This window comes from Caulobacter sp. Root1455, from assembly GCF_001426905.1.
Classification (GTDB): domain Bacteria; phylum Pseudomonadota; class Alphaproteobacteria; order Caulobacterales; family Caulobacteraceae; genus Caulobacter.
In genome coordinates this window covers 307,627-329,033 of record NZ_LMFQ01000024.1, presented here as the reverse complement: position 1 = coordinate 329,033, position 21,407 = coordinate 307,627, and the positions used below count along the sequence as shown (strand labels likewise).

Genomic DNA, 21,407 nt, shown 5'->3' with positions numbered 1-21,407 from the left:
CAAAAGCAAAGAGGCCCGGATCGCTCCGGGCCTCTCGCTGTTTTCGTCGCTCGATCAGGCTACTCGGTGAGCACCGGTTCGGCCTCGTCTTCCTTGGAAGCCTTGCCGGGCTTTTCCGGATTCGACTCGATCTCGAAGTCGATCTTGCTGTCCTTGAGCACGACCTTGACGTGGCCGCCGCGGACCAGGCGTCCGAACAGGATGTCGTCGGCCAGCGGCTTCTTGATGTGCTCCTGGATGACCCGCGCCAGGGGGCGCGCGCCGTAGAGCTCGTCGAAGCCGTTCTTGGCCAGCCAGTCGGCCGCGTCGTCGCTGAGCGAGATCGTCACGTTCCGGTCGGCCAGCTGGACCTCCATCTGCAGGACGAACTTCTGCACGACCATCCGGATGATTTCCGGCGTCAGCGGCTTGAAGGCCACCACCGCGTCGAGGCGGTTGCGGAACTCCGGCGTGAACAGGCGCTTGAGCGCGGCCTCTTCCTCGCCCTGCACCTTGTCGCGGCCGAAGCCGATCGCCTGGCGCTGGGCGTCCGAAGCCCCGGCGTTGGTGGTCATGATCAGGATGACGTTCCTGAAATCGACCTTCTTGCCGTTGCTGTCGGTCAGCACCCCGTGGTCCATGACCTGGAGCAGGATGTTGTAGACGTCCGCGTGGGCCTTCTCGATCTCGTCCAGCAGCACCACGGCGTGCGGGTGCTGGTCGACGGCGTCGGTCAGCTGGCCGCCCTGATCGTAGCCGACATAGCCGGGGGGAGCCCCGATCAGCCGGCTGACGGTGTGGCGCTCCATGTATTCCGACATGTCGAACCGGATCATCTCGATCCCGAGGGTCGAGGCCAGCTGCTTGGCGGCTTCGGTCTTGCCGACGCCGGTCGGGCCGCTGAACAGGTAGCTGCCGATCGGCTTGTCCGGGTCGCGCAGACCGGCCCGGGCCAGTTTCATGGCCGAGGACAGCTGGCTGAGCGCCTCGTCCTGACCGAACACGGCGCGCTTGAGGTCCGCTTCCAGCTCGCGCAGGGACTCGGTGTCGGACTTGCTGACCGACTTGGGCGGGATCCGGGCGATCTTGGCTACGACGGCCTCGATCTCCTTGACGCCCAGGACCTTCTTGCGGCGGCCTTCCGGCAGCAGCATCTGGCCCGCGCCCGCCTCGTCGATCACGTCGATCGCCTTGTCGGGCAGCTTGCGGTCGGTGATGTACTTGGCCGACAGCTCAACGGCGACCTTCAGGGCCTCGTTGGTGTACTTCAGCTTGTGGAAGTCCTCGTAGTAGCTCTTGAGCCCCTTGAGGATCTTGATGGTGTCTTCCACCGTCGGTTCGTTGACGTCGATCTTCTGGAAGCGGCGGACCAGGGCCCGATCCTTCTCGAAGTGCTGACGGAACTCCTTGTAGGTGGTCGAGCCCATGCACCGCAGGGTGCCCGAGGCCAAGGCCGGCTTCAGCAGGTTCGAGGCGTCCATGGCCCCGCCCGAGGTGGCGCCGGCGCCGATCACCGTGTGGATCTCGTCGATGAACAGCACGGCGTTCGGGTGGTTCTCGAGCTCCTTGACCACCTGCTTGACGCGTTCCTCGAAGTCGCCGCGATAGCGGGTGCCGGCCAGCAGCGCGCCCATGTCGAGCGAGTAGATGGTGGCCTCCGCCAGGACTTCGGGGACCTGGTGGGTGATGATCTTGCGGGCCAGGCCCTCGGCGATGGCGGTCTTGCCGACGCCGGGTTCGCCCACGAGCAGCGGGTTGTTCTTGGTGCGACGGCACAGGATCTGGATCGCGCGTTCCACTTCGTTCGCGCGGCCGATCAGCGGGTCGACCTTGCCCTGGCGGGCCTTCTCGTTGAGGTCGACGCAATAGGCTTCGAGGGCCTCGCCGCCGGTCTTGGCGTTGGGCTTCTCGACGTCTTCCTCGACCGCCGCGCCCTTGGCTTGCTTGGGCTCGGAGGCGCCCGCCTTCTTGGCGATGCCGTGGGCGATGAAGTTCACCGCGTCGTAGCGGGTCATGTCCTGCTCTTGCAGGAAGTAGGCGGCGTGGCTCTCGCGCTCGGAGAAGATCGCCACCAACACGTTGGCGCCGGTCACTTCTTCGCGACCGGACGATTGAACGTGGATCACCGCGCGCTGGATCACGCGCTGAAAGCCCGCCGTGGGCTTGGCGTCGTCTTCGTCGTCGACGACCAGCGAGGCCAGTTCGACGTCGAGATAGTTCACGAGGCTCTTCTTCAGAGCGTTGAGGTCGACATCGCAGGCGCGCATGACGCCGGCCGCGTCGTCGTCATCGGTGAGCGACAGCAGCAGGTGTTCAAGCGTGGCGTACTCGTGCTTGCGCTGATTGGCGTAAGCGACGGCGCGATGCAGGGATTCTTCAAGTGGGCGCGAAAAAGAGGGCAAGGGAGGCTCCTCAATCCTTTTCCATGGTGCACTGCAGGGGGTGCTGATGCCTGCGCGCCGAGTCGATCACTTGCGCGACCTTGGTCTCGGCAACTTCGTAGGTAAAAACGCCGCAAACGCCGACGCCATGTTGATGAACGTGCAACATGATCCGGGTCGCATCTTCGCGCGACTTGTTGAAGAAACGTTCAAGTACGTAAACGACAAACTCCATCGGAGTATAATCGTCATTCAAGATAAGTACGCGATAAAGCGAAGGCTTTTGTGTCTTCGGCTTCACTTCCGTGATCACCGAAGAGCCCGCGCCGTTGTTTTGTCCGCCTTGCTTTCGCTCGGCCATTGACCGCTGTCTCCCGGCGGGCCGAACCACCCGCCTTACATAGGATTAGATATGGAAACGCGGCAGCATTGGAAGGGGCTGCCGCGCGGCTGCGCCGCTTTAACACAGGGGCGCCGCGCAAAGTGGCTTCTCGCTTGGGATAGCGGCGACGCGAACAGTTGGTTGCCTGCCGCGAGGTGCGCAGATGGGGGCGGTTTTAGCCCGCCGCAAGGGGCGGGGAGGCCGACTCAGTGGAGCTCCGGGGTCCTCCCCCTGTGGGGGAGGTGTCGGCGAAGCCGACGGCGGGGGGAGTGATCGGCAGGCGATCACGGCCCGGATCGACGACCCTAAAACTCCCCCCACCGATCGCTGCGCGATCGCCTCCCCCACAGGGGGAGGGCCAGTTACCCCAGCTTCACCAGCATCTTGCCCAGGTTCTCGCCCTTGAAGAGCTTGATGAACGCGTCCGGCGCGCGCTCCACGCCTTCCTCGATCGTCTCGTTCCACTTGATCTGGCCCGAGCCGATCCAGCCGGCCATGTCCTGGATGAACTGCGGCGCCAGGTCGTAGTGGTTGGAGACGATGAAGCCTTCCAGCCGCAAGCTCTTGCCGACGATCTGGGCGATGTTCCACGGGCCGACCGGCTTTCCGGTCTCGTTATATTGCGAGATCATCCCGCACACGGCGAAGCGGGCGAAGGTGCGGGCCGAGTTGAGGGCGGCCTCCAGGTGCACGCCGCCGACGTTCTCGAAATAGACGTCGATGCCCTTGGGCGCGGCCTTTTCCAGTTCGGCGACCACGTCGGGGGTGGCCTTGTAGTCGATCACGTGGTCGACCCCGATGCTCTTGAGGAAGGCGACCTTCTCGGGCCCGCCGGCCGAGCCGATCACCGTGTGGCCCTTCAGCTTGGCGATCTGGCAGACCACCGAGCCCACGGCGCCGGCGGCGGCCGAGACGAACACCACGTCGCCCTCCTTCAGGGCGGCGATCCGCAGCAGGCCGACATAGGCGGTCAGGCCGGGCATGCCGGCCACGCCCAGGAAGGTCTGGGGCGGCAGGCCGTGGGTGTCGATCTTGGTCACCGCCCCCATGCCGCCGGCCGCCAGGGCCTTGGGCGAGACGTTGAACACCTCGCGCCAGCCGAACATGGTCGAGACGATGTCGCCCGGCTTGAAGTCCGGGTCGTTGGAGGCCGTGACCTCGCCGATCGCGCCGCCCTGCAGGGCCTTGCCCAGCTCGAACGGCGGCACATAGCTCTTCCGGTCGCTCATCCGGCCGCGCATGTAGGGATCGACCGACATCCACAGGTTCTTGACCTGGATCTCGCCGTCGCCGGGCGCGCCGACCTCGACGCTGGCCAGTTCGAAGTTCTCCCGGGTCGGAACGCCCACCGGACGGCTCTTCAGACGGATTTCGCGCGACGTGACCATGGTTGTTTCTCCCAGCCCTCGCGATCGAGGTGCGTTGTTTAAACGAACGTTTAGACTGGTCTTGGCCTCGCCTCCAGTGCTTCCCGCACGAAAGCGAACCAGATAGACAGCGGCCATGACCCAAGATGTTCTGAAAGCGCCCACTCTTCTTAAGGCTGGCGTCGTCGGCGCCGGCGTGTTCGGCGGCTACCACGCCAAGAAGTATGTCGAGCTTCCCGGCGTCGAGCTCGTCGCGGTGTTCGACGTCGATCTGGCGCGGGCCAAGGCCCTGGCCGAGCCGCTGGGCGCGCGGGCCTTCGACGACCAGGCCGCCTTCCTGGCCGTCGTCGACGTGGTCACCGTCGCCACCCCCGCCGTGCACCACGCCAAGGCCGGTCTGGCGGCGCTGAAGGCCGGCAAGCCGGTCTATTCCGAAAAGCCCCTGGCCGTGACGCCGCAGGACGCCGACGCCCTGGTCGCCGCCGCCGCCAAGGCCGGCGTGCCGCTGGCCTGCGGCCACCAGGAGCGCGTGGTGTTCCAGGCCATGGGCCTGCTGGACATTCCCGAGCAGCCGCTGCGCCTGGAGGCCGTCCGTCGGGGCACGCCCTCGGACCGCAATCTCGACGTCTCGGTGGTGCTGGACCTGATGATCCACGACATCGACCTGGCCCTGGCGCTGTGCGACGGCGAGCCCGTGGCGGTGGAAGGCGAGGGGGCCATCACCCGCTCGACCTCGCTGGACTGGGTCAAGGCCGAGGCCACGTTCGACAACGGCTTCACCGCGGTGTTCGACAGCTCGCGCGTCGCCGAGGCCCGCGAGCGGACCATGAAGGTGGTTTACCCCTCCGGCGAGGTCGAGATCGACTTCCTGGCCCGCACCTTCCGCAACACCACGCCGTTCCCGCTGATCGAGGACTTCAACGACACTCCGGCCGGCAAGGATCCGCTGGGCCAGAGCGTGGCGGGGTTCCTGAAGGCCGTGCGCGGCGAGTCGCCGCGTCCGGTGGTGACCGGCGAGGAGGCCGCCCGGGCGCTGGACTTGGCGCTGGCGGTGGAGCAGGCGGCGGGGGGCGGCTGAGCTGACCAAACGATTGTCATCCCGGGCGTAGCGAAGCGAAGACCCGGGACCGACGCGTGAACTCAGCACTTCGGGTCGGTCCCGGATCTTCGGGCTGCGCCCTCGTCCGGGATGATAGCCTCAGGGGGATCGTCCCTACTTCGACTTCGGCGTCACCTTCACCAGCGCTACGTCATTGGCCCGCATGGTCACCGCCACGCTGGCCGCGCCCGTCTTGCCGACGGTCAGCGCCCGCGTCTCGGGCTTGTCCACGGTCAGGGCGTTCAGGTCGCGCACCTGCTGCTCGCTCAGCGTCTTGGGCGAACCCAGCTCCAGATAGGCCGTGTAGGCGTCGTTGGCCTTGAAACCGGTGCGGAAGATCTGGACCTCGTAGCGGCCGGGCTTGAGGCCCTTGAGGTCCAGGCTGACGGGTTCGACGTCCGTGGTCGGCTGGACCTTGGTGTAGTACGGCCGGTTGCTGACCGCCTGGACCGGCTGGCGGAAATCCCAGACCAGGGCCTGGACGCCGCCGCCGTCGGCGGTGGCCCAGGTCTGGGCGTCGGCGACCTTCACGGCCTTGTCGCCCAGCTGGTTCAGGTATTTGTAGGCGAACCAGGCCGGCTTGCGGATGCCCTGCGGGTTCATCAGGCCGAAGCCGCCCTCGAACGGCGCGGTCGGCGGACCGGGCTCCTCGAACAGGTCGCTATAAGTCCAGTAGCTCATGCCCTGCAGCAGGCCCTCGCTGGCCTTCAGCTTGGACAGGATGTAGGGCGCGCTGACGTAGGAGTCGTGCACCGGATCGCGCGGCGTGTAGCTGGTGCTCCACTCGGTGAAGTACAGCGGCAGGCCCGGCTTGAATGACGCCTGGATCTCCTGGCGCACCCGGCGCACGTCGCCGACGATGGCGTCGGGCGACGGCGACAGCTTGGTGTCGCTTTTGCCCTGCTCGTCCAGGAAGCCGCCATCGACGCCGTAGGTGTGGGTGGTGATGAAGTCGACCGGCGCGCCCGAGGCCTGGACGTGGCTCAGGAACTCCGGCGTCCAGGCCGCGCCCGCCGTCGAGGGGCCGCCGACCTTCAGCGCGGGATCGATCGCCTTGATGGTCCGGGCTGACAGGTCGTAGAGCTCGAAATAGGCCTTCTGATCGGCCTTTTCCCAGAAGCCGTCGAGGTTGGGCTCGTTCCAGACCTCGAAGTACCAGCTGCGCACCTCGGCCTGGCCGTAGCGCGCCTGGACGTGCCGCACGAAGGCGTCGACCAGGGCGGCCCACGGCTTGGGATCGGGATGGGAGGTGTTGCCCTTCCACCAGAAGATCGTCTGGTTCGAGGACTTCATCGCGTCCGGGGTGAAGCCCAGCTCGACGAACGGTCTGACGCCCATCTTCAGCAGCCGGTCGTAGAGCTGGTCGATCTTGGTCCAGTCATAGACCGGCTTGCCGTCGACGACGCGATAGGTCCCCAGCACGTCGTGGAAGATGGCGTGGAAGCGAACATAGCGGAAACCCAGCTCGTCGCGGGCGGTCTTCATCTGGGTCAGGCTGTCGTCACGCAGCAGGGTGCCTGGATAGTCCGAGCCGACCGACAGGTCGTAGAACCGGTCGCGGGGCGTGGTCGGGGCCTGGGCGTCGATGGCGATGTGGCGGACGGCCGGCTTGTCCCGCCCATCTTGAGGCGCGGCGGCGGCGGATCCCGCCAGCACCGCGGCCAGGGCCGAGGACACGATCGCGGCGCGCAGGCCGGCCGCCAAGGGCCTGTTGGGGTTGGTCTTCATGGCGGCTGATCCCTTCCTCTGCATCCGATCCGTTCTCGTTGTCGGAACGGTGTCGCTGGGAGCGGTACCATTATTCGTATAATTGCGACAGCGATCTGGGCTGGGGGCAAACAGGGGTCTGATCGTGCGCGACCACCGCCTTCACGCGAACCGTTCGCAATGAAACGAGCGCCGGTCGGCGCGTTTCCGGTAAAAACTCGGCGTCGAACCCTTCCGTCACGCTTCCGCCTAGGCTAACCACGGCGCTCTATTCGGAAGGCGTACATCATGACCAAGAAACCCGACGGCACCTGGGACAAGTCGCGACTCCCGAGCCGGCATGTAACCGAAGGGCCGGCGCGCGCGCCGCACCGCTCGTATTACTACGCGATGGGTCTTGGCACGCGTGAGATCGCCCAGCCGTTCGTGGGTGTCGCCTCGTGCTGGAACGAGGCCGCGCCGTGCAACACCGCCCTGATGCGCCAGGCCAACGCCGTGGCCAAGGGCGTCAAGGCCGCCGGCGGCACGCCGCGCGAGTTCTGCACCATCACCGTGACCGACGGCATCGCCATGGGCCACGAGGGCATGCGCAGCTCGCTGGTCAGCCGCGACGTGATCGCCGACTCCGTCGAGCTGACCATGCGCGGCCACGGCTATGACGCCCTGGTCGGCGTCGCCGGCTGCGACAAGAGCCTGCCGGGCATGATGATGGCCATGCTGCGCCTGAACGTGCCGTCGGTGTTCCTGTACGGCGGCTCGATCCTGCCCGGCCGCTTCCGCGGCAAGGACATCACCGTGATGGACGTGTTCGAGGGCGTCGGCGCCCACGCGGCAGGAACCATGGACGCGGCGACCCTGTGCGAACTGGAGCAGCACGCCTGTCCGTCGGACGGCGCCTGCGGCGGCCAGTTCACCGCCAACACCATGGCCTGCGTGTCGGAAGCCATCGGCCTGGCCCTGCCGCTGTCCTCGGCCCTGCCGGCCCCGTACCTGGACCGCGACCAGTACGCCGTCGCCTCGGGCGAGGCGGTGATGCGGCTGATCGAGCAGAACATCCGTCCGCGCGACATCTGCACCCGCAAGGCCTTCGAGAACGCCGCCGTCGTCGTCGCCGCCACCGGCGGTTCGACCAACGGCGCCCTGCACCTGCCGGCCATGGCCCACGAGTGCGGCATCGAGTTCACCCTGAAGGACGTGGCCGAGATCGCCGCCCGCACGCCCTACATCGCCGACCTCAAGCCGGGCGGCCGCTACGTGGCCAAGGACATGGGCGAGGCGGGCGGCGTGCCGATGCTGCTGCGCACCCTGCTGGACGCCGGTCTGCTGCATGGCGACTGCATGACCGTCACCGGCAAGACCCTGGCCGAGAACCTGGCCAACGTGGTGTGGCGCGAGGACCAGGACGTGATCCGCCCGGCCTCGAACCCGCTGTCGCCGACCGGCGGCGTCGTGGGGCTGTGGGGCTCGCTGGCCCCCGAGGGCGGCATCGTCAAGGTGGCGGGCCTCAAGCACCAGGTGCACCGCGGCCCGGCCCGGGTGTTCGACGGCGAGGCGGCCTGTTTCGAGGCGGTGTCGAACCGCGACTACAAGGAAGGCGACGTCCTGGTCATCCGCTACGAAGGCCCCAGGGGCGGGCCGGGCATGCGCGAGATGCTGTCGACCACGGCCGCCATCTACGGCCAGGGCGTGGAGAACATCGCCTTGATCACCGACGGCCGCTTCTCGGGCGCCACGCGCGGCCTGTGCATCGGCCACGTGGGTCCCGAAGCCGCCGTGGGCGGTCCGATCGCCCTGGTCCAGGACGGCGACATCATCAGCATCGACGCCACCAAGGGCACGATCGATCTGGAGGTCGAGGCCGACGAGCTGGCGCGCCGCAAGGCCGCCTGGAAGCCGCGAGGCCACGACTACAACAGCGGCGCGATCTGGAAGTTCGCCCAACTGGTTGGGCCGGCCTATCTGGGCGCGACGACGCATCCGGGCGCCGCGAAGGAGACCCACGTCTACGCGGACATCTGAAGGCGGACACAAAGGAAAAGGGCCGGGCGCATCGCCCGGCCCTTTTTCGTTGGGGTTTGTTGGGGCCCCTATTTCTTGATCTTCTTGAAGTCCTTGTAGAACAGGTCTTCGGGCGGTCGATCCTCGGGCGCCGGGGCGCGGAAGTCGTTGGGGCGCAGCAGGCCCTGGTCGAACATCGTGCGGCGGTGCTCCACCGCCGCGGCCGCGCGGGCCGAGGCGCCCAATCTGACCGGAACGATCACGCCCCGATCTCGATCAAGCCAGGCGGCGGCCTCGGAGGGGCTGACCACGCCGTCGCGATCGGTGTCGGCCGGCGTCAGCGCCAGGGGGCGCGTCGCGGCCAGAGCCGGAACGGCGCAGCAAACGGCGAGGGCGGCGGCGAGAACCAAGCGCATCGATCGAGACTCCCCAAGGCTTTCAGGCAAGCCGACAAGGCATTTGGCCGGTCAAACGCGCGCGCTGTCAAACCGGATCAGTCGTCCAGGTCGAACGGCAGCTCGTCCTGGTCGTTCCTGGGCGGGCGCGCGGCCTTGGAGACCGGCTTGTAGGTCTTTTCGGGGACCGGCGGCGGGTCGTCGTCCTGGTCGTCGTCCCACGGCGCCTCCATCGGATCGGCGGTGGTGTCGATCTCGTCGAACAGCGGGGCGGTGGCGGTCGGGCGGGCCCGCGGGGCGGCGCTGACCGCCTCCAGGGCCGGCGTGTAGGGCTTGGGCGCGGGGTCGGGCTCGGCTGCGGGCGGGCGGGACTGGATGGCCGGCTCCGGCTGGGCGGCCTTGGCCTTCGGGGCCAGCGGGCGGCGCACGATGGCGTCGGCGCGCAGCAGCCAGCGGTTGGCCTCCTGGATGGCGTCGGCGGGCGAGCGGCTCTCGCGGCGCTGCTGGTCGCCCTCGAGCCACAGGTCCAGTTCGAAATCGGGATGGCGCGGATCGTCGAAGATCAGCTTCAGGGTCACCTGGGCGGCCTGCTGGACGATCTGGTCGATGGCCCGCCGCGGCTCGCCCCGGAACACCCGGCCGATCACCTGGCCGTCGACCGCCAGCTCCGCGCCCATCAGCTCGTCGATGCGGTAGATCAGGCACCAGGCGCCGCTGTCCCAAGCCACGGCGGCCTGGTTGGTGGTGAAGTTGAAGCCCGCGCCCCGTCCGCGCCCCTTGGCGACGATCACGGTCTCGGGCGCGCCCTTGAGCACATGGCGCAGGGCGCGGCGCAGCCGGCGCTCCTCGTCCATGAACCAGATGGCGGCGCTGCCCACGAAGGTCACCGCGGACGCCGACAAGGTCACGAGCAGCAAAAGACGCCAGAGTTCGCTCATGGGATCAGGCTAGCGGGAGTCCGGGCGTCCGAATAGACGGGGTTTTGCTGAACGGCGTCAGAGGTTCAGCTCCGCCACGACCGGCACGTGGTCCGAAGGCTTTTCCTTGTCGCGCTCGTCGCGATGGATGACGACCCCGGCCAGCTTGTCCGCCGCCTGGGGCGACAGCAGCAGGTGGTCGATGCGGATTCCCAGGTTCCGAGGCCACGCGCCGGCCTGGTAATCCCAGAAGGTGTAGCCGCCCGGCGCGCCGTCGGCCTGCATGTAGGCGTCGGTGAAGCCCAGGTTCTTCAGGGCCCGGAACGCACCCCGGCTCTCGGGCTGGAACAGGGCGTCGCCCAGCCAGGCCTCGGGATTGGCCACGTCCTCGACCTCGGGGATGACGTTGTAGTCGCCGGCGATGGCCAGCGGCTCCTCAAGGGCCAGCAGGCCCTGGGCGTGGGCGTGCAGGCGCTTCATCCAGGCCAGCTTGTAGGCGAACTTCTCGGTGCCGACCGGATTGCCGTTGGGCAGATAGATGCCGATCATCCGGAACGGCATCGGCGCGGCGATCACCGCCTCGATATAGCGCGACTGCTCGTCGATCTCGTCGTCATGCAGCAAGGGCAGGCCCTTGCGCACGTCCTCCATCGGAAACTTCGAGAGCATGGCCACGCCGTTGTAGGTCTTCTGGCCGTGGACGGCGACGTTGTAGCCCAGGCGCTCGAAGGCCTCGGTCGGGAACTTCTCGTCGACGCACTTGATCTCCTGGAGCACGGCCACGTCGGGCGCGGCCGATTCGAACCACTCCAGGACTCTCTCCAGGCGAGCGTTGACGGAATTGACGTTCCAGGTGGCGATGCGCATTGACGGCTCCAGTCAGCGGCGGGAGGCTAGGGCGCATGGGGAGCACGCTCAAGCCGGGGTTCCAGATTTCGCGACGAAACCGGCGCCTGCTCCTGGTTCTGGCGACGATCACCTATGGCGTCCTGGCCGTGCCGGGCGCGATCGGCGCGATCTTCACGCCCCTGATGTTCGATGCGCCGGGCGCGCTGTACAATCCGGTGGCCTGGCTGGGCTTCGTGCTGGGCGCGGGGTTCTGGGTGGTCTGCCTGCTGGCCCCGCTGCTGGCCTGGATCCAATGGCGGCGCGGGCGCGAGCCGATCGCCTGGGCGGCCATGGCGGCGCCCGTGGCCTGGGCCGCGGCGACGATCACGGTGCTGCAGTTCGTGCCGGCCTAACCTCACCATTGGCCGCTTCAGCTAGGTCGATGTCGAACCGAGATCTGAAGGGGGAACGAGGCCGGCGTCGGCGAGTCTCAGGCGAAGTATTCGCGTCCATTCATTGCGTTCGTCTTTGAGCGTGTCCCAAAGCGGCCAGCAGGGCGCGGCCTCGATTTTGTGCAGAACGGTCCAGTTGAGTCCGAACGCGGTGTCGCCTTCGTGAGGGAGTAGGGACTTCAACGCCCGAACGTCGTCTTCGGACAAAGGAATGGCGAGGGCGTCAAGCCGCTTCTCGGCTGCGTACAATTGTTCGACGCTCAGACTATCCGCGAGGGTGTCGCCAATTTCCAGCAAACCCTTCACGGCGTCCTGAAGCACGGTAACCGAGTTCTAGATCGAGAAGCTGACGCCGCAGCCGCAGCTGGACTTGGCGTTGGGGTTGCGGACGCGGAACTCGGCGCCGGCCAGTTCGTCGACGAAATCGATCTCCGAACCCTTCAGCAGGGCCAGGGAGATCACGTCCACCAGGGCTGCGGCCCCGTCGCGCTCGACCCTCAGGTCGTCGGGCTCGGCGCTGTCGACCAGGTCGAACCGGTACTGGAATCCCGAGCAGCCGCCTCCGTCGACGGCGACGCGCAGCATCACCGGATGGCCCTCGGCCGCGGAGATCGTACGGAGCCGGCGGGCGGCGTTGGAAGAAAGCGTAACGGCTGTGTCGGTCATGGCTGTGGAAAACCCGTGCTTGGCCTATATGAGGGTGTCCGCGCCCCAGGGAAAGGGGGCGATCAGCAAAGGCCTTCCATGTCGTCGACTCCCTTCTTCGTCCAGCGCGCCCCCTATGCCGAGGATCCGGCCAAATCGCGGGGGCGCCGCTTCCAGGAAGACGAGAGCCGCACCCGCACCCCGTTCGCCCGCGACCGCGACCGCATCATCCACACCTCGGCCTTTCGCCGGCTGAAGGAAAAGACCCAGGTGTTCGTCGCCCACGAAGGCGACAACTTCCGCACCCGCCTGACCCATTCGCTGGAAGTGGCGCAAGTCGCGCGGTCGCTGGCGACCGCGTTGGGGCTGGACAGCGACCTGGCCGAGACCATCGCCCTGGGCCACGACATCGGCCACCCGCCGTTCGGCCACGCCGGCGAGGACGAGCTGCAGGCTTGCATGAAGGACTTCGGCGGCTTCGACCACAACGTCCAGACCTTCCGCGTCGTCACCGAGCTGGAGCGCCGCTATCCGGACTTCAACGGGCTGAACCTGACCTGGGAGACCCTGGAAGGGATCATCAAGCACAACGGCCCGGTGACCGAGAAGCTGGGCAAGCCGTCCTGGAGGGCGATCTCCAAGTACGACAGCGAATACAAGCTGGGCCTGAACACCTGGGCTTCGGCCGAGGCCCAGGTCGCGGCTCTGGCCGACGACATCGCCTACAACAACCACGACGTCGACGACGGGGTCGAGGCGGGGCTGTTCACCCTGGACGAGCTGATGGACGTGCCGCTGATCGGCCCAATCCTGGCCGCCGTGCGTAGCGAGCGGCCGGACCTCGATCTGCGCCTGACCCGGCTGGAGGCCGTGCGGCGGATGATCGGCGCCATGGTCGACGATGTCATGGGCGAGACCCTGCAGCGCGCCGCCGCCACCGGCGTCCAGTCGGCCGAGGATGTCCGCAACCTGGGCCACGCCCTGGTCGCCTTCTCGACGGACATGGCCGAGGACCTGGCCCGGCTGCGCCAGTTCCTGCACGCGCGGATGTATCGCCACTGGCGCGTCAATCGGACGCGCAGCCAGGCCCGCCGCATTCTGGCCGAGATGTTCGGCCTTTTCCTGGCCGAGCCCGACGTCCTGCCGACGGAATGGTTCGCCCGGTCGCAGAACCGCGACGAGGCCGGCCGCGCCCGCGTGGTCTGCGACTACATCGCGGGCATGACCGACCGTTTCGCCATCGAGGAGCATCGCAAGTTGTTCCAACTGGACGTGTGGAACTAACTCCCCCGTTCTGGGCGGTTCTGGGTAGGATCGGGCTTCGATAAACTGCGGTTGCGCGCGTATGATTCGCGGCCTGTGATCCGCGCGCCTGGAAGTCTGGAGCCTCGACGCGAATGTCCGATCCCCACCGCGGCGCCTACACGCCGCCCACCGATGCGCCGCTCTCGTTCGACGCGCGTCAGCCTGTTCGCGGCTCGCGGCCCCTGCCCATGACCCTGATCATCAGCGCCGTGGTGCTGGCGACCCTGGTGGTCGCGGTGCTGCTGATCTATCGCGGCGGCGTGCGCGGCCCCAACGAGCCGCCGCGCACGGTGGGCGAGCCCGTCGCCCAGATGAAGACCGCGCCGCCGGCCGGGACCGCCCAGCCCAGCGATCCGGCTGCCGGCCTGCAGATCTACAAGAACGAGACCCCCGAGGCCTCGCCGACCTTCGCCGCCAAGCCGGAAGAGCCGTTGGCCCGCCCGGCCGCGCCGCCGCCGACCGCGCCGGTCCAGACCGCGACCTTGCAACCGGCCAAGCCCGCGCCCACCGCCCCCGGCGCGCCGGTCTCGGCCGCCCCGGCGGCCAAGCCCGCCGCCAAGCCGCAAACGATTGAAGGCCTGGCCACCGCCGCCGTGTCGCCCAAGGCCGCGGCCCCGGTCGCGGCCAAGCCCGCCGCCGCGCCGGCCGCCGTCGCCTCCGCCGGCGGCCCGGCCAGCGTGCAGATCGGCGCCCTGTCCTCGACCGCCCTGGCCGACAAGGCCTGGAACGACGCCGCCCGCATCGCGCCGGGCATGGCCGCGGGCAAGGGCAAGCGGGTCGAGGCGATCGACAAGAACGGCGCCACGCTCTACCGCACCGCCGTGACCGGCTTCGCCAGCCGCGCCGAGGCCAAGGCGTTCTGCGACGCCCTGACCGCCGCCGGCAAATCCTGCTTCGTGAAATAGGGAGCAGGGCGCTTGGCCATTTCCGCCGCTATCCTCGGCTGCGCCGGGACCACCCTGACGGCGGAAGAGGCCGCTTTCTTCCGGGACGTGAAGCCGTGGGGCTTCATCCTGTTCAAGCGCAACATCGCCGATCCGAACCAGGTCCGGGCCCTGACGGCGGCGTTGCGCGAGACGGTCGGCCGGGCCGACGCTCCGATCCTGATCGACCAGGAGGGCGGCCGCGTCGCCCGGCTCGGCGAACCCCACTGGAAGAAGTACCCGCCCGGCCGCGCCTATGGCGAGCTGGTGGCCAACGACCCGCTGGTCGCCCGCGAGATCACCCGCCTGGGCGCTCGCCTGATCGCCCATGACCTGCTGTCGCTGGGGATCAATGTCGACTGCGTGCCGGTGCTGGACGTGCCGGACCCGCAGGGCCACGAGATCATCGGCGATCGCGCCTATGGCGACACCCCCGAACAGGTGGCCACCCTGGGCCGCGCGGCGGCCGAGGGCCTGCTGGCCGGCGGCGTCCTGCCGATCATCAAGCACATCCCCGGCCACGGCCGCGCCATGGCCGACAGCCACCTGGAGCTGCCGGTCGTGAAGGCCAAGCTGGCCGAGCTGGACGCCCGCGACTTCGCGCCGTTCCGCGTGCTGTCGGACATGCCGATGGCGATGACGGCGCACGTCGTCTACACGGCCATCGACCGCAATCGGCCAGCCACGACCTCGCGCAAGGCGATCAAAAAGGTCATTCGAGAGTCCATCGGCTTCGACGGACTTCTGATGAGCGACGACCTGTCGATGAAGGCGCTGTCGGGCGACTTCAAGCAGCGCGCCAAGGACAGCCTGGCCGCCGGCTGCGACGTGGTCCTGCACTGCAACGGCGACATGGCCGAGATGAAGGCCGTGATGTCGGGCGTCGGCAAGCTGTCGCGCGAGGCCCGTCGCCGGGTGCAGGCGGTCATGGGCCGCCTGGTCAAGGTTCCCGAACCCCTGGACGTGGCCGAGGCCCGCGCCCGCTTCGACGCGGCCTTCGACGGACGTTTTGCGTGAGCACGGGCTTCCAGCCCACGCTCGACTTCGAGGCGGCCAACGAGGCGGCCGAGGACGGCGCCGCGCTGGTCATCGACATCGACGGCTACGAAGGCCCGCTGCACGTGCTGCTGGCCCTGGCGCGCAGCCAGAAGGTCGACCTGCTGCAGCTGTCGATCACCAAGCTGGCCGAGCAGTACCTGGCCTTCGTGCAGCAGGCCCGCCGGGTGCGCTTCTCGCTGGCCGCCGACTACCTGGTGATGGCCGCCTGGCTGGCCTATCTGAAGTCGCGCCTTCTGCTGCCCAAGCCCGAACGTCCCAAGGCCGAGGAGCCGCCGGCCGAGGAGATGGCCGCCCAGCTGGCCTTCCGCCTGGCCAAGCTGGACGTGATGCGCAAGGCCGTCGAGGCCCTGAAGGAACAGCCGACCCTCAAGCGCGACGTCTTCATGCGCGGCGACCCCGAGGCGGTGAAGATCGTCTCCTCGACCCGCTTCGAGGGCGACCTCTACGCCCTGATGACCGCCTACATCACCCAGCGAAAGCGCGAGCACGGCCGCCACTACGCCCCGCGTCCGCCCCAGGCCTATCCGCTGGAGGACGCCCGTGACCGCCTGCGCGACCTGCTGCCCGAGATGAAGGACTGGACGACCCTGTCGGGCGTCATCCCGGTCGACCGCTGGGAGGAGGACCCCGACGGTCCCAGCCCCGCCAGCTACCTGGCCTCGACCCTGTCGGCCAGCCTGGAGCTGGTGAAGGAGGGGATCCTGGAGGCGCGGCAGATGGAGGCGTTCTCGGACATCTATCTGCGCGCTAGGGCCGAGCCGTTGGAGCCGATCGCATGAGCCGCACGATCCAGTCCCTCCCCCTGTGGGGGAGGCGGCCCGAACGGGCCGGAGGGGGGAGTGATCCCACCTCGGCCGTATCCCCCCACCGATCGCTGCGCGATCGCCTCCCCCACAGGGGGAGGGCCGGATGACGCTGGACCCACTCTTCACCGAACGCTGCATCGAGGCCCTGCTGTTCGCGGCGGCCGAGCCGTTGAGCGTCGAGGACCTGGCCAAGCGTCTGCCCGAGGGGGCGGACATCGGCGCGGGCCTGGCCGACCTGCACGCCCGCCATGCCGGACGCGGCGTCGAGCTGGTGCAGGTGGCCGGCCGTTGGCGGTTCCAGACCGCCGCCGACCTGGCCTTCCTGATGACCGAGGAGCGCGAGGAGCCGCGACGCCTGTCCAAGGCCGCCCAGGAGACCCTGGCCATCATCGCCTATCACCAGCCGGTGACCCGGGCCGAGATCGAGGCCGTGCGCGGCGTGCAGGCCAGCCGGGGCACGCTGGACGTGCTGCTGGAGCTGGGCCTGGTCAAGATGCGCGGCCGCCGCCGCACGCCCGGACGCCCCGTGACCTTCGGCACCACCGACGCCTTCCTCGAGCATTACGGCCTGGCGAACCTGGGCGACCTGCCGGGAATCGCCGAGATGCGCGCTGCCGGCCTGCTGGCCCTGGACCTGCCGCCGGGCTTTTCCGTGCCCGATCCGATGGGCCTGCGGGCAGGCGAGGACGAGGACCCGCTGGAGGACGGCGACGAGGCCCCGGAATTCGCTCAGGATTTCCTGGGAGAGGCCTAGGGCGCGGCAGCCGAAAGGGGGTGCCGGTTTCGGCGCCCGCCACGCTCTAACTCTTTGAATTGGAGCCTTTTCGCTTCGAAAAGGCTTCGGAGCCGATAGACCCTTTACACATCGTCGCAGGCGGCGGCTTATCGTCCAGCGTCGCTTTGCCCCCCGCCTCGCGACCGCCTATATTGTCAGGGATATTGTAACGACACGCCGCAGGGGCTAATGGGCCGCTGTCGCAAGGAGCATCGTCGTCATGGGTGGTATGAGCTGGATTCACTGGGTGATCGTGATCGCGGTCGTGGCCCTGCTGTTCGGCGGGCGCGGCAAGCTGTCCGGCATCATGGGTGATGCGGCCAAGGGCATCAAAGCCTTCAAGGACGGCCTGAAGGACGACACCTCCGACGAGGTCTCGGCCAACAAGTCGACGGGCGCGCTGCCGCGCACCGAGGCCGAGAAGGAAGACCTGCGCAAGTCGTAGGAGATTCGCCGCGCCGCGCTCCCAGGGGAGGGCGGCCGCGGCCTTCGTTCACTTCGCGCGCCGGTCGCCGGCTCGCTCATTTTGTGTTCGTCGCGTTTTCTTCACGCGAACCGGTGTCCACTTCGCTCGAAAACGCTGTAAGGCGCGTCTATGCTCGGTTTTGATGTCGGCGGCACGGAACTCCTGGTCATCGCCGCGGTCGCCTTGATCGTGGTGGGGCCCAAGGACCTGCCCGTCCTGCTGCGAAAGCTCGGTCAGTTCGTCGGCAAGATCCGCGGCATGGCCAATGAATTCCGCGCCAGCTTCGACGAGATGGCCCGCCAGTCGGAGCTCGACGAGCTGCGCAAGGAAGTCCAGGCGATGCGCGAGGGGCGGTACACCGACCCGATGCACGACGCCGCGGCCCAGGCCGGCAGGGCCGACCACGTCGACCAGGTGTTCGCCGACATCGACGCCAGCCTCAACAGCGGCGCGGTCAAGGTCTCGCCGCACGACGCCTATCAGTCGCTGACCTCGACGATCGAAGCCCCGGCGCCGACGGTCGAGATCGTCGCCAAGGCGGCCCGCAAGCCCCGGGCGGCCGCCAAGCCCAAGACCGAGATCGTCTCCAAGCCCAAGGCTAAGCCGGCCAAGGGCGACCTGTCGGTTCCGACCAAGCCGGCCCGCAAGCGCGTCGCCAAGGGCCCTGGCTCGGGCAATGACGCGGCCAATTCGGACATCACCTCGTGACCAACGCCATCGGACACGATCCGGAAGACGAGATCGAAGCCTCGCGCGCGCCGCTGATGGACCACCTGATCGAGCTGCGCATGCGGCTGATCATCTGCGTGGCGGCCCTGTTCATCGGCTTCGGCGTCTGTTTCGCCTTCGCCGACCAGATCTTCCTGTTCCTGGTCACGCCGTTCACGGTGGCCCAGAAGCTGCTGGCCGCCCAGCACGCCGGCGGCCATCACGGCCCGTTCGATCTGCTGCTGGCCCTGCTGGGCCTGAAGGACATCCCGCAGACCGACACCAAGGCCCTGGGCCTGGTCTACACCGCCGCCCTGGAGTTCTTCTTCACCAAGCTGAAGCTGGCCGGGTTCGGGGCGGTGGTCCTGACCTTCCCGGTGCTGGCCTGGCAGCTCTACCGCTTCGTCGCGCCGGGCCTCTACAAGAACGAGCGCCACGCCTTCCTGCCGTTCCTGATCGCCTCGCCGGTGATGTTCATCCTGGGCGCGGCCCTGGTCTATTACGTGATGCTGCCGTTCGTGCTGTGGTTTTCGCTGAGCCAGCAGATCAGCACCGCCGGCATCTCGATCCAGCTGCTGCCCAAGGTCAGCGACTACCTGACCCTGGTGACCACCCTGCTGTTGGCGTTCGGCCTGTGTTTCCAGCTGCCGGTGGTGGTTTCGCTGCTGGGCATGGCGGGCATCGTCTCCAGCAAGCTGCTGCGCGACGGCCGCCGTTACGCCATCGTCGGCGTGTTCATCGCCGCGGCCATCCTGACCCCGCCCGACCCGATCAGCCAGATGACCCTGGCGATCCCGATGTGCCTGCTCTACGAGATCGCGATCTGGTGCGTGTGGCTGATCGAGCGCCGCAAGGCCAAGGACGAGCGCGAGCAGAACAAGGACGTGGTCGCGGTCTAGTCTGTCCCTTCCTTCTCCCCTTGCGGGAGAAGGTGGCGCGCAGCGCCGGATGGGGGGTCTCTCAAAAGCAAAAGCCGCGTCCGGTCTTGCGACTGGACGCGGCTTTTTTGGTCTTCAACCCTCACCCGACCCCGCGTTGCGGGGCCACCCTCTCCCCCAAGGGGAGAGGGGATGTGACTGGCTTAGGCGTCTTGACGGTTCGAGACGGTCGCGGCCTGCAGCTGGGCCTTGGCCGAGCGGACCGTGCCGCCGACGCAGGCGCGGATGTCGGCGCGGCTGCCCGAGCTGTTGGCGGCCTTGCAGACGGCTTCGGCGGCCAGCTTGATGTCGGCGTTGATCTGGTCGGCCGACTTGCCCTTCAGCGAGACGCGGATGACGGTCACGGCTTCGCTGCGCACGGCGGTCTTGACGGTGCGGGTCTGGATGACGCCGTTCAGCTGGCGCTGGGCGTCGCCGATCGTGGAGATCACGCACGCGTTCGAGACGACGGCCTTGCGGTCGGTGCAGACGGTCTGGGCGGCGGCGCGGATTTCGGCGTCGATCTGGGCGGTCGACTTGCCGGCCAGCGAGATGCGGACCAGTTGAGCGGCGCTGGCGGGAACGGCGACGGCCGACACGGCGGCGACAGCGGCCAGAATAGCGAACTTCTTCAAGGGGAGGCTCCAGGATTTCTAAAAACAAACACGGTTCACTGAATTGCCGCGCTGTTTTTCATCTTGGGATTAAGGGCAAGTGCAGGAACGGGATTAACCGTCGTTATCCATGCGCTTATAGCCGCGACATCTCGCCACGCCATAAAATGACTTGCCGAATATCTTTCACTCAAAATCTATGCCTGCGCAAGAGGGCGTCGCCGAACGCCGGAACCTGGGCGACGCGGTCGCGCGAGAGCGCCGGACAGTCGCCAAACGGCCGATGCGCGGCCAATGGTCGGCCAGGGCCTCCCGAAAAGGTTGGCGCCTCCGCCGACGCGCCTTAGAGAGGTCCGTTCTTAACGACTTCTCCGCCGAGCGTTCCGATGCACGACATCAAGGCCATCCGCGACAATCCCGAAGCGTTCGAAGCCGCCTGGTCGGCCAAGGGCCGTTCGGGCGCGGCCGCCGAGGCGGTCAAGCTGGACGCCCAGCTGCGCGCGGCCACGACGGCGCTGCAGGAAGGCCAGGCCAAGCGCAACGAAAGCTCCAAGCTGATCGGCCAGGCCAAGGCCAAGAAGGACGAGGCCGAGGCCGCGCGCCTGATGGCCGAGGTCGAGGCGCTGAAGGGTAAGATGGCCGAGGCCGGCGGCCAGGAGGGGATTGCCCTTCAGCAACTGACCGACTTGTTGGCCTCGCTGCCGAACATCCCCGCGCCCGAAGTGCCCAAGGGCGAGGACGAGGCGGGCAATGTCGAGGTCCGCCGCTGGGGCGACGCCGCCAAGCTGCCGGCCGGCCGCCTGAACAATCCCAAGGACCACGTCGACCTGGGCGCGGCCCTGGGCGGTATGGACTTCGAGGCCGCCGCCCGCATGAGCGGCGCGCGCTTCGTGGTGCTCAAGGGGCAGATCGCCCGGCTGGAGCGGGCCCTGGGCCAGTTCATGCTCGATCTGCAGACCGTCCAGAACGGCTACACCGAGATCAGCCCGCCGCTGCTGGTCAAGGACGAGGCGCTGTACGGCACCGGCCAACTGCCGAAGTTCGCCGAGGACCTGTTCAAGACCACGGTCGATCATTGGCTGATCCCCACCGCCGAGGTCTCGCTGACCAACATCGTGCGCGAGCAGATCACCGACGAGGCCGAGCTGCCGCTGCGGATGACCGCCCTGACCCCCAGCTTCCGCTCGGAAGCCGGGGCCAGCGGCCGCGACACCCGCGGCATGATCCGCCAGCACCAATTCTACAAGGTCGAGCTGGTCTCGATCACCACGCCCGACCAGAGCGAGGCCGAGCACGAGCGCATGGTCCAGTGCGCCGAGGCCGTGCTCAAGGCCCTGGAGCTGCCGTTCCGCACCATGCTGCTGTGCACCGGCGACATGGGCTTCGGCGCCAGGAAGACCTACGACCTGGAAGTCTGGCTGCCCTCGCAGAACACCTATCGCGAGATCAGCTCGTGCTCGAACTGCGGCGACTTCCAGGCCCGCCGCATGGACGCGCGCTTCAAGAAGGCCGGCGAGAAGGGCACGCACTACGTCCACACCCTGAACGGCTCGGGCCTGGCCGTCGGCCGCACCCTGGTGGCCGTGCTGGAGAACTATCAGGACGAGACCGGGCGGATCACCGTCCCGACCGCGCTCGTGCCCTACATGGGCGGCGTGACGCACATCGGGGGCGACGCGTGACG

At 68.0% G+C, this 21,407-nt stretch carries 22 protein-coding genes; 12 read left to right on the top strand and 10 right to left on the bottom strand.

The window, feature by feature from the left end; genetic code table 11:
- Positions 1–59: 59 nt before the first annotated feature.
- The 3 genes from clpA to ASD21_RS18980 all read right to left on the bottom strand — a co-directional run bounded on the left by clpA (position 60) and on the right by ASD21_RS18980 (position 4,130).
- On the bottom strand, positions 60–2,381 hold the full coding sequence (gene clpA, locus ASD21_RS18990) for an ATP-dependent Clp protease ATP-binding subunit ClpA (RefSeq protein WP_056444991.1): 2,322 nt from the start codon (positions 2,379–2,381) through the stop codon (positions 60–62).
- A 10-nt stretch (positions 2,382–2,391) separates the two neighbouring features.
- Positions 2,392–2,721: an ATP-dependent Clp protease adapter ClpS gene (clpS, locus tag ASD21_RS18985; protein ID WP_007672483.1), complete on the bottom strand. Its 330-nt coding sequence runs from the start codon at positions 2,719–2,721 to the stop codon at positions 2,392–2,394.
- A 383-nt stretch (positions 2,722–3,104) separates the two neighbouring features.
- Positions 3,105–4,130, bottom strand: coding sequence for an NADP-dependent oxidoreductase (locus tag ASD21_RS18980; protein ID WP_056444989.1), 1,026 nt, complete (start codon positions 4,128–4,130; stop codon positions 3,105–3,107).
- Positions 4,131–4,245: 115 nt separating this feature from the next.
- Between ASD21_RS18980 and ASD21_RS18975 the strand changes: the two genes are divergently transcribed.
- Positions 4,246–5,187 carry a Gfo/Idh/MocA family protein gene (locus ASD21_RS18975; RefSeq protein WP_056444986.1) on the top strand — a complete coding sequence of 314 codons (942 nt, stop codon included), beginning with the start codon at positions 4,246–4,248 and terminating at the stop codon, positions 5,185–5,187.
- Positions 5,188–5,322: 135 nt separating this feature from the next.
- Here the strand turns inward: ASD21_RS18975 and ASD21_RS18970 are convergent, their stop codons facing one another.
- Complete coding sequence (locus ASD21_RS18970) at positions 5,323–6,936, bottom strand: GH39 family glycosyl hydrolase (RefSeq protein WP_056444983.1); 1,614 nt, start codon at positions 6,934–6,936, stop codon at positions 5,323–5,325.
- A 267-nt stretch (positions 6,937–7,203) separates the two neighbouring features.
- Between ASD21_RS18970 and ilvD the strand changes: the two genes are divergently transcribed.
- Positions 7,204–8,934 carry a dihydroxy-acid dehydratase gene (gene ilvD / locus ASD21_RS18965; RefSeq protein WP_056444982.1) on the top strand — a complete coding sequence of 577 codons (1,731 nt, stop codon included), beginning with the start codon at positions 7,204–7,206 and terminating at the stop codon, positions 8,932–8,934.
- A gap of 68 nt (positions 8,935–9,002) precedes the next feature.
- On the opposite strand, the gene ASD21_RS18960 is transcribed toward ilvD, so the two are convergent.
- From ASD21_RS18960 to xth, 3 genes are all read right to left on the bottom strand, one after another.
- The gene (locus tag ASD21_RS18960) at positions 9,003–9,329 is read right to left on the bottom strand and encodes a hypothetical protein (RefSeq protein ID WP_056444981.1); all 327 of its coding nucleotides are present in this window, start codon (positions 9,327–9,329) and stop codon (positions 9,003–9,005) included.
- A gap of 77 nt (positions 9,330–9,406) precedes the next feature.
- Positions 9,407–10,246, bottom strand: a complete 840-nt coding sequence (locus tag ASD21_RS18955) for a hypothetical protein (RefSeq protein ID WP_056444980.1) — start codon at positions 10,244–10,246, stop codon at positions 9,407–9,409.
- A gap of 57 nt (positions 10,247–10,303) precedes the next feature.
- Complete coding sequence (xth, locus tag ASD21_RS18950; protein WP_056444979.1) at positions 10,304–11,092, bottom strand: exodeoxyribonuclease III; 789 nt, start codon at positions 11,090–11,092, stop codon at positions 10,304–10,306.
- A gap of 35 nt (positions 11,093–11,127) precedes the next feature.
- Here xth and ASD21_RS18945 point away from each other — a divergent pair, with 35 nt between their 5' ends.
- Positions 11,128–11,466, top strand: coding sequence for a hypothetical protein (locus ASD21_RS18945; RefSeq protein WP_156398429.1), 339 nt, complete (start codon positions 11,128–11,130; stop codon positions 11,464–11,466).
- Between the two features lie 21 nt (positions 11,467–11,487).
- Here ASD21_RS18945 and ASD21_RS18940 read toward each other — a convergent pair whose 3' ends face one another.
- Both ASD21_RS18940 and erpA read right to left on the bottom strand, forming a co-directional pair.
- A complete protein-coding gene (locus ASD21_RS18940) occupies positions 11,488–11,826 on the bottom strand; it encodes a hypothetical protein (protein WP_156398428.1) in 339 nt (112 codons plus the stop codon).
- Positions 11,827–11,838: 12 nt separating this feature from the next.
- Entirely contained in the window at positions 11,839–12,171 is a 333-nt protein-coding gene (gene erpA, locus ASD21_RS18935; RefSeq protein ID WP_056444970.1) for an iron-sulfur cluster insertion protein ErpA, read from the bottom strand.
- A 78-nt stretch (positions 12,172–12,249) separates the two neighbouring features.
- Here erpA and ASD21_RS18930 point away from each other — a divergent pair, with 78 nt between their 5' ends.
- The 8 genes from ASD21_RS18930 (at position 12,250) to tatC (ending at position 19,091) form a co-directional block, all read left to right on the top strand.
- Positions 12,250–13,434, top strand: coding sequence for a deoxyguanosinetriphosphate triphosphohydrolase (locus ASD21_RS18930; RefSeq protein ID WP_056444967.1), 1,185 nt, complete (start codon positions 12,250–12,252; stop codon positions 13,432–13,434).
- Positions 13,435–13,547: 113 nt separating this feature from the next.
- Positions 13,548–14,360: a cell division protein FtsN gene (gene ftsN, locus ASD21_RS18925; protein WP_056444964.1), complete on the top strand. Its 813-nt coding sequence runs from the start codon at positions 13,548–13,550 to the stop codon at positions 14,358–14,360.
- A gap of 12 nt (positions 14,361–14,372) precedes the next feature.
- A complete protein-coding gene (nagZ, locus tag ASD21_RS18920) occupies positions 14,373–15,395 on the top strand; it encodes a beta-N-acetylhexosaminidase (RefSeq protein WP_056444963.1) in 1,023 nt (340 codons plus the stop codon).
- On the top strand, positions 15,392–16,216 hold the full coding sequence (locus tag ASD21_RS18915) for a segregation and condensation protein A (RefSeq protein WP_056444962.1): 825 nt from the start codon (positions 15,392–15,394) through the stop codon (positions 16,214–16,216). The genes nagZ and ASD21_RS18915 overlap by 4 nt, the downstream gene beginning before the upstream one ends.
- A 130-nt stretch (positions 16,217–16,346) precedes the next feature.
- The gene (gene scpB, locus ASD21_RS18910; protein WP_056444961.1) at positions 16,347–16,997 is read left to right on the top strand and encodes an SMC-Scp complex subunit ScpB; all 651 of its coding nucleotides are present in this window, start codon (positions 16,347–16,349) and stop codon (positions 16,995–16,997) included.
- A 241-nt stretch (positions 16,998–17,238) separates the two neighbouring features.
- Entirely contained in the window at positions 17,239–17,463 is a 225-nt protein-coding gene (locus ASD21_RS18905; protein WP_056444958.1) for a twin-arginine translocase TatA/TatE family subunit, read from the top strand.
- 150 nt (positions 17,464–17,613) lie between these two features.
- Positions 17,614–18,192 carry a Sec-independent protein translocase protein TatB gene (tatB, locus tag ASD21_RS18900; protein ID WP_056444956.1) on the top strand — a complete coding sequence of 193 codons (579 nt, stop codon included), beginning with the start codon at positions 17,614–17,616 and terminating at the stop codon, positions 18,190–18,192.
- Positions 18,189–19,091 carry a twin-arginine translocase subunit TatC gene (tatC, locus tag ASD21_RS18895; protein ID WP_056444953.1) on the top strand — a complete coding sequence of 301 codons (903 nt, stop codon included), beginning with the start codon at positions 18,189–18,191 and terminating at the stop codon, positions 19,089–19,091. Before tatB ends, tatC begins: the two co-directional genes overlap by 4 nt.
- Before the next feature lie 182 nt (positions 19,092–19,273).
- Here tatC and ASD21_RS18890 read toward each other — a convergent pair whose 3' ends face one another.
- On the bottom strand, positions 19,274–19,744 hold the full coding sequence (locus ASD21_RS18890) for a hypothetical protein (RefSeq protein WP_056444950.1): 471 nt from the start codon (positions 19,742–19,744) through the stop codon (positions 19,274–19,276).
- Positions 19,745–20,109: 365 nt separating this feature from the next.
- Between ASD21_RS18890 and serS the strand changes: the two genes are divergently transcribed.
- On the top strand, positions 20,110–21,405 hold the full coding sequence (gene serS, locus ASD21_RS18885) for a serine--tRNA ligase (protein WP_056444947.1): 1,296 nt from the start codon (positions 20,110–20,112) through the stop codon (positions 21,403–21,405).
- Positions 21,406–21,407: the final 2 nt, after the last annotated feature.

What these genes read in the sequence shown, in the direction of transcription:
- clpS (WP_007672483.1), bottom strand. Translation starts at nt 2,721, where the DNA reads ATGGCCGAGCGAAAGCAAGGCGGACAAAACAACGGCGCGGGCTCTTCG.
- ASD21_RS18980 (WP_056444989.1), bottom strand. Translation starts at nt 4,130, where the DNA reads ATGGTCACGTCGCGCGAAATCCGTCTGAAGAGCCGTCCGGTGGGCGTT.
- ASD21_RS18975 (WP_056444986.1), top strand. Translation starts at nt 4,246, where the DNA reads ATGACCCAAGATGTTCTGAAAGCGCCCACTCTTCTTAAGGCTGGCGTC.
- ASD21_RS18970 (WP_056444983.1), bottom strand. Translation starts at nt 6,936, where the DNA reads ATGAAGACCAACCCCAACAGGCCCTTGGCGGCCGGCCTGCGCGCCGCG.
- ilvD (WP_056444982.1), top strand. Translation starts at nt 7,204, where the DNA reads ATGACCAAGAAACCCGACGGCACCTGGGACAAGTCGCGACTCCCGAGC.
- ASD21_RS18960 (WP_056444981.1), bottom strand. Translation starts at nt 9,329, where the DNA reads ATGCGCTTGGTTCTCGCCGCCGCCCTCGCCGTTTGCTGCGCCGTTCCG.
- ASD21_RS18955 (WP_056444980.1), bottom strand. Translation starts at nt 10,246, where the DNA reads ATGAGCGAACTCTGGCGTCTTTTGCTGCTCGTGACCTTGTCGGCGTCC.
- xth (WP_056444979.1), bottom strand. Translation starts at nt 11,092, where the DNA reads ATGCGCATCGCCACCTGGAACGTCAATTCCGTCAACGCTCGCCTGGAG.
- ASD21_RS18945 (WP_156398429.1), top strand. Translation starts at nt 11,128, where the DNA reads ATGGGGAGCACGCTCAAGCCGGGGTTCCAGATTTCGCGACGAAACCGG.
- erpA (WP_056444970.1), bottom strand. Translation starts at nt 12,171, where the DNA reads ATGACCGACACAGCCGTTACGCTTTCTTCCAACGCCGCCCGCCGGCTC.
- ASD21_RS18930 (WP_056444967.1), top strand. Translation starts at nt 12,250, where the DNA reads ATGTCGTCGACTCCCTTCTTCGTCCAGCGCGCCCCCTATGCCGAGGAT.
- ftsN (WP_056444964.1), top strand. Translation starts at nt 13,548, where the DNA reads ATGTCCGATCCCCACCGCGGCGCCTACACGCCGCCCACCGATGCGCCG.
- scpB (WP_056444961.1), top strand. Translation starts at nt 16,347, where the DNA reads ATGACGCTGGACCCACTCTTCACCGAACGCTGCATCGAGGCCCTGCTG.
- ASD21_RS18905 (WP_056444958.1), top strand. Translation starts at nt 17,239, where the DNA reads ATGGGTGGTATGAGCTGGATTCACTGGGTGATCGTGATCGCGGTCGTG.
- tatB (WP_056444956.1), top strand. Translation starts at nt 17,614, where the DNA reads ATGCTCGGTTTTGATGTCGGCGGCACGGAACTCCTGGTCATCGCCGCG.
- serS (WP_056444947.1), top strand. Translation starts at nt 20,110, where the DNA reads ATGCACGACATCAAGGCCATCCGCGACAATCCCGAAGCGTTCGAAGCC.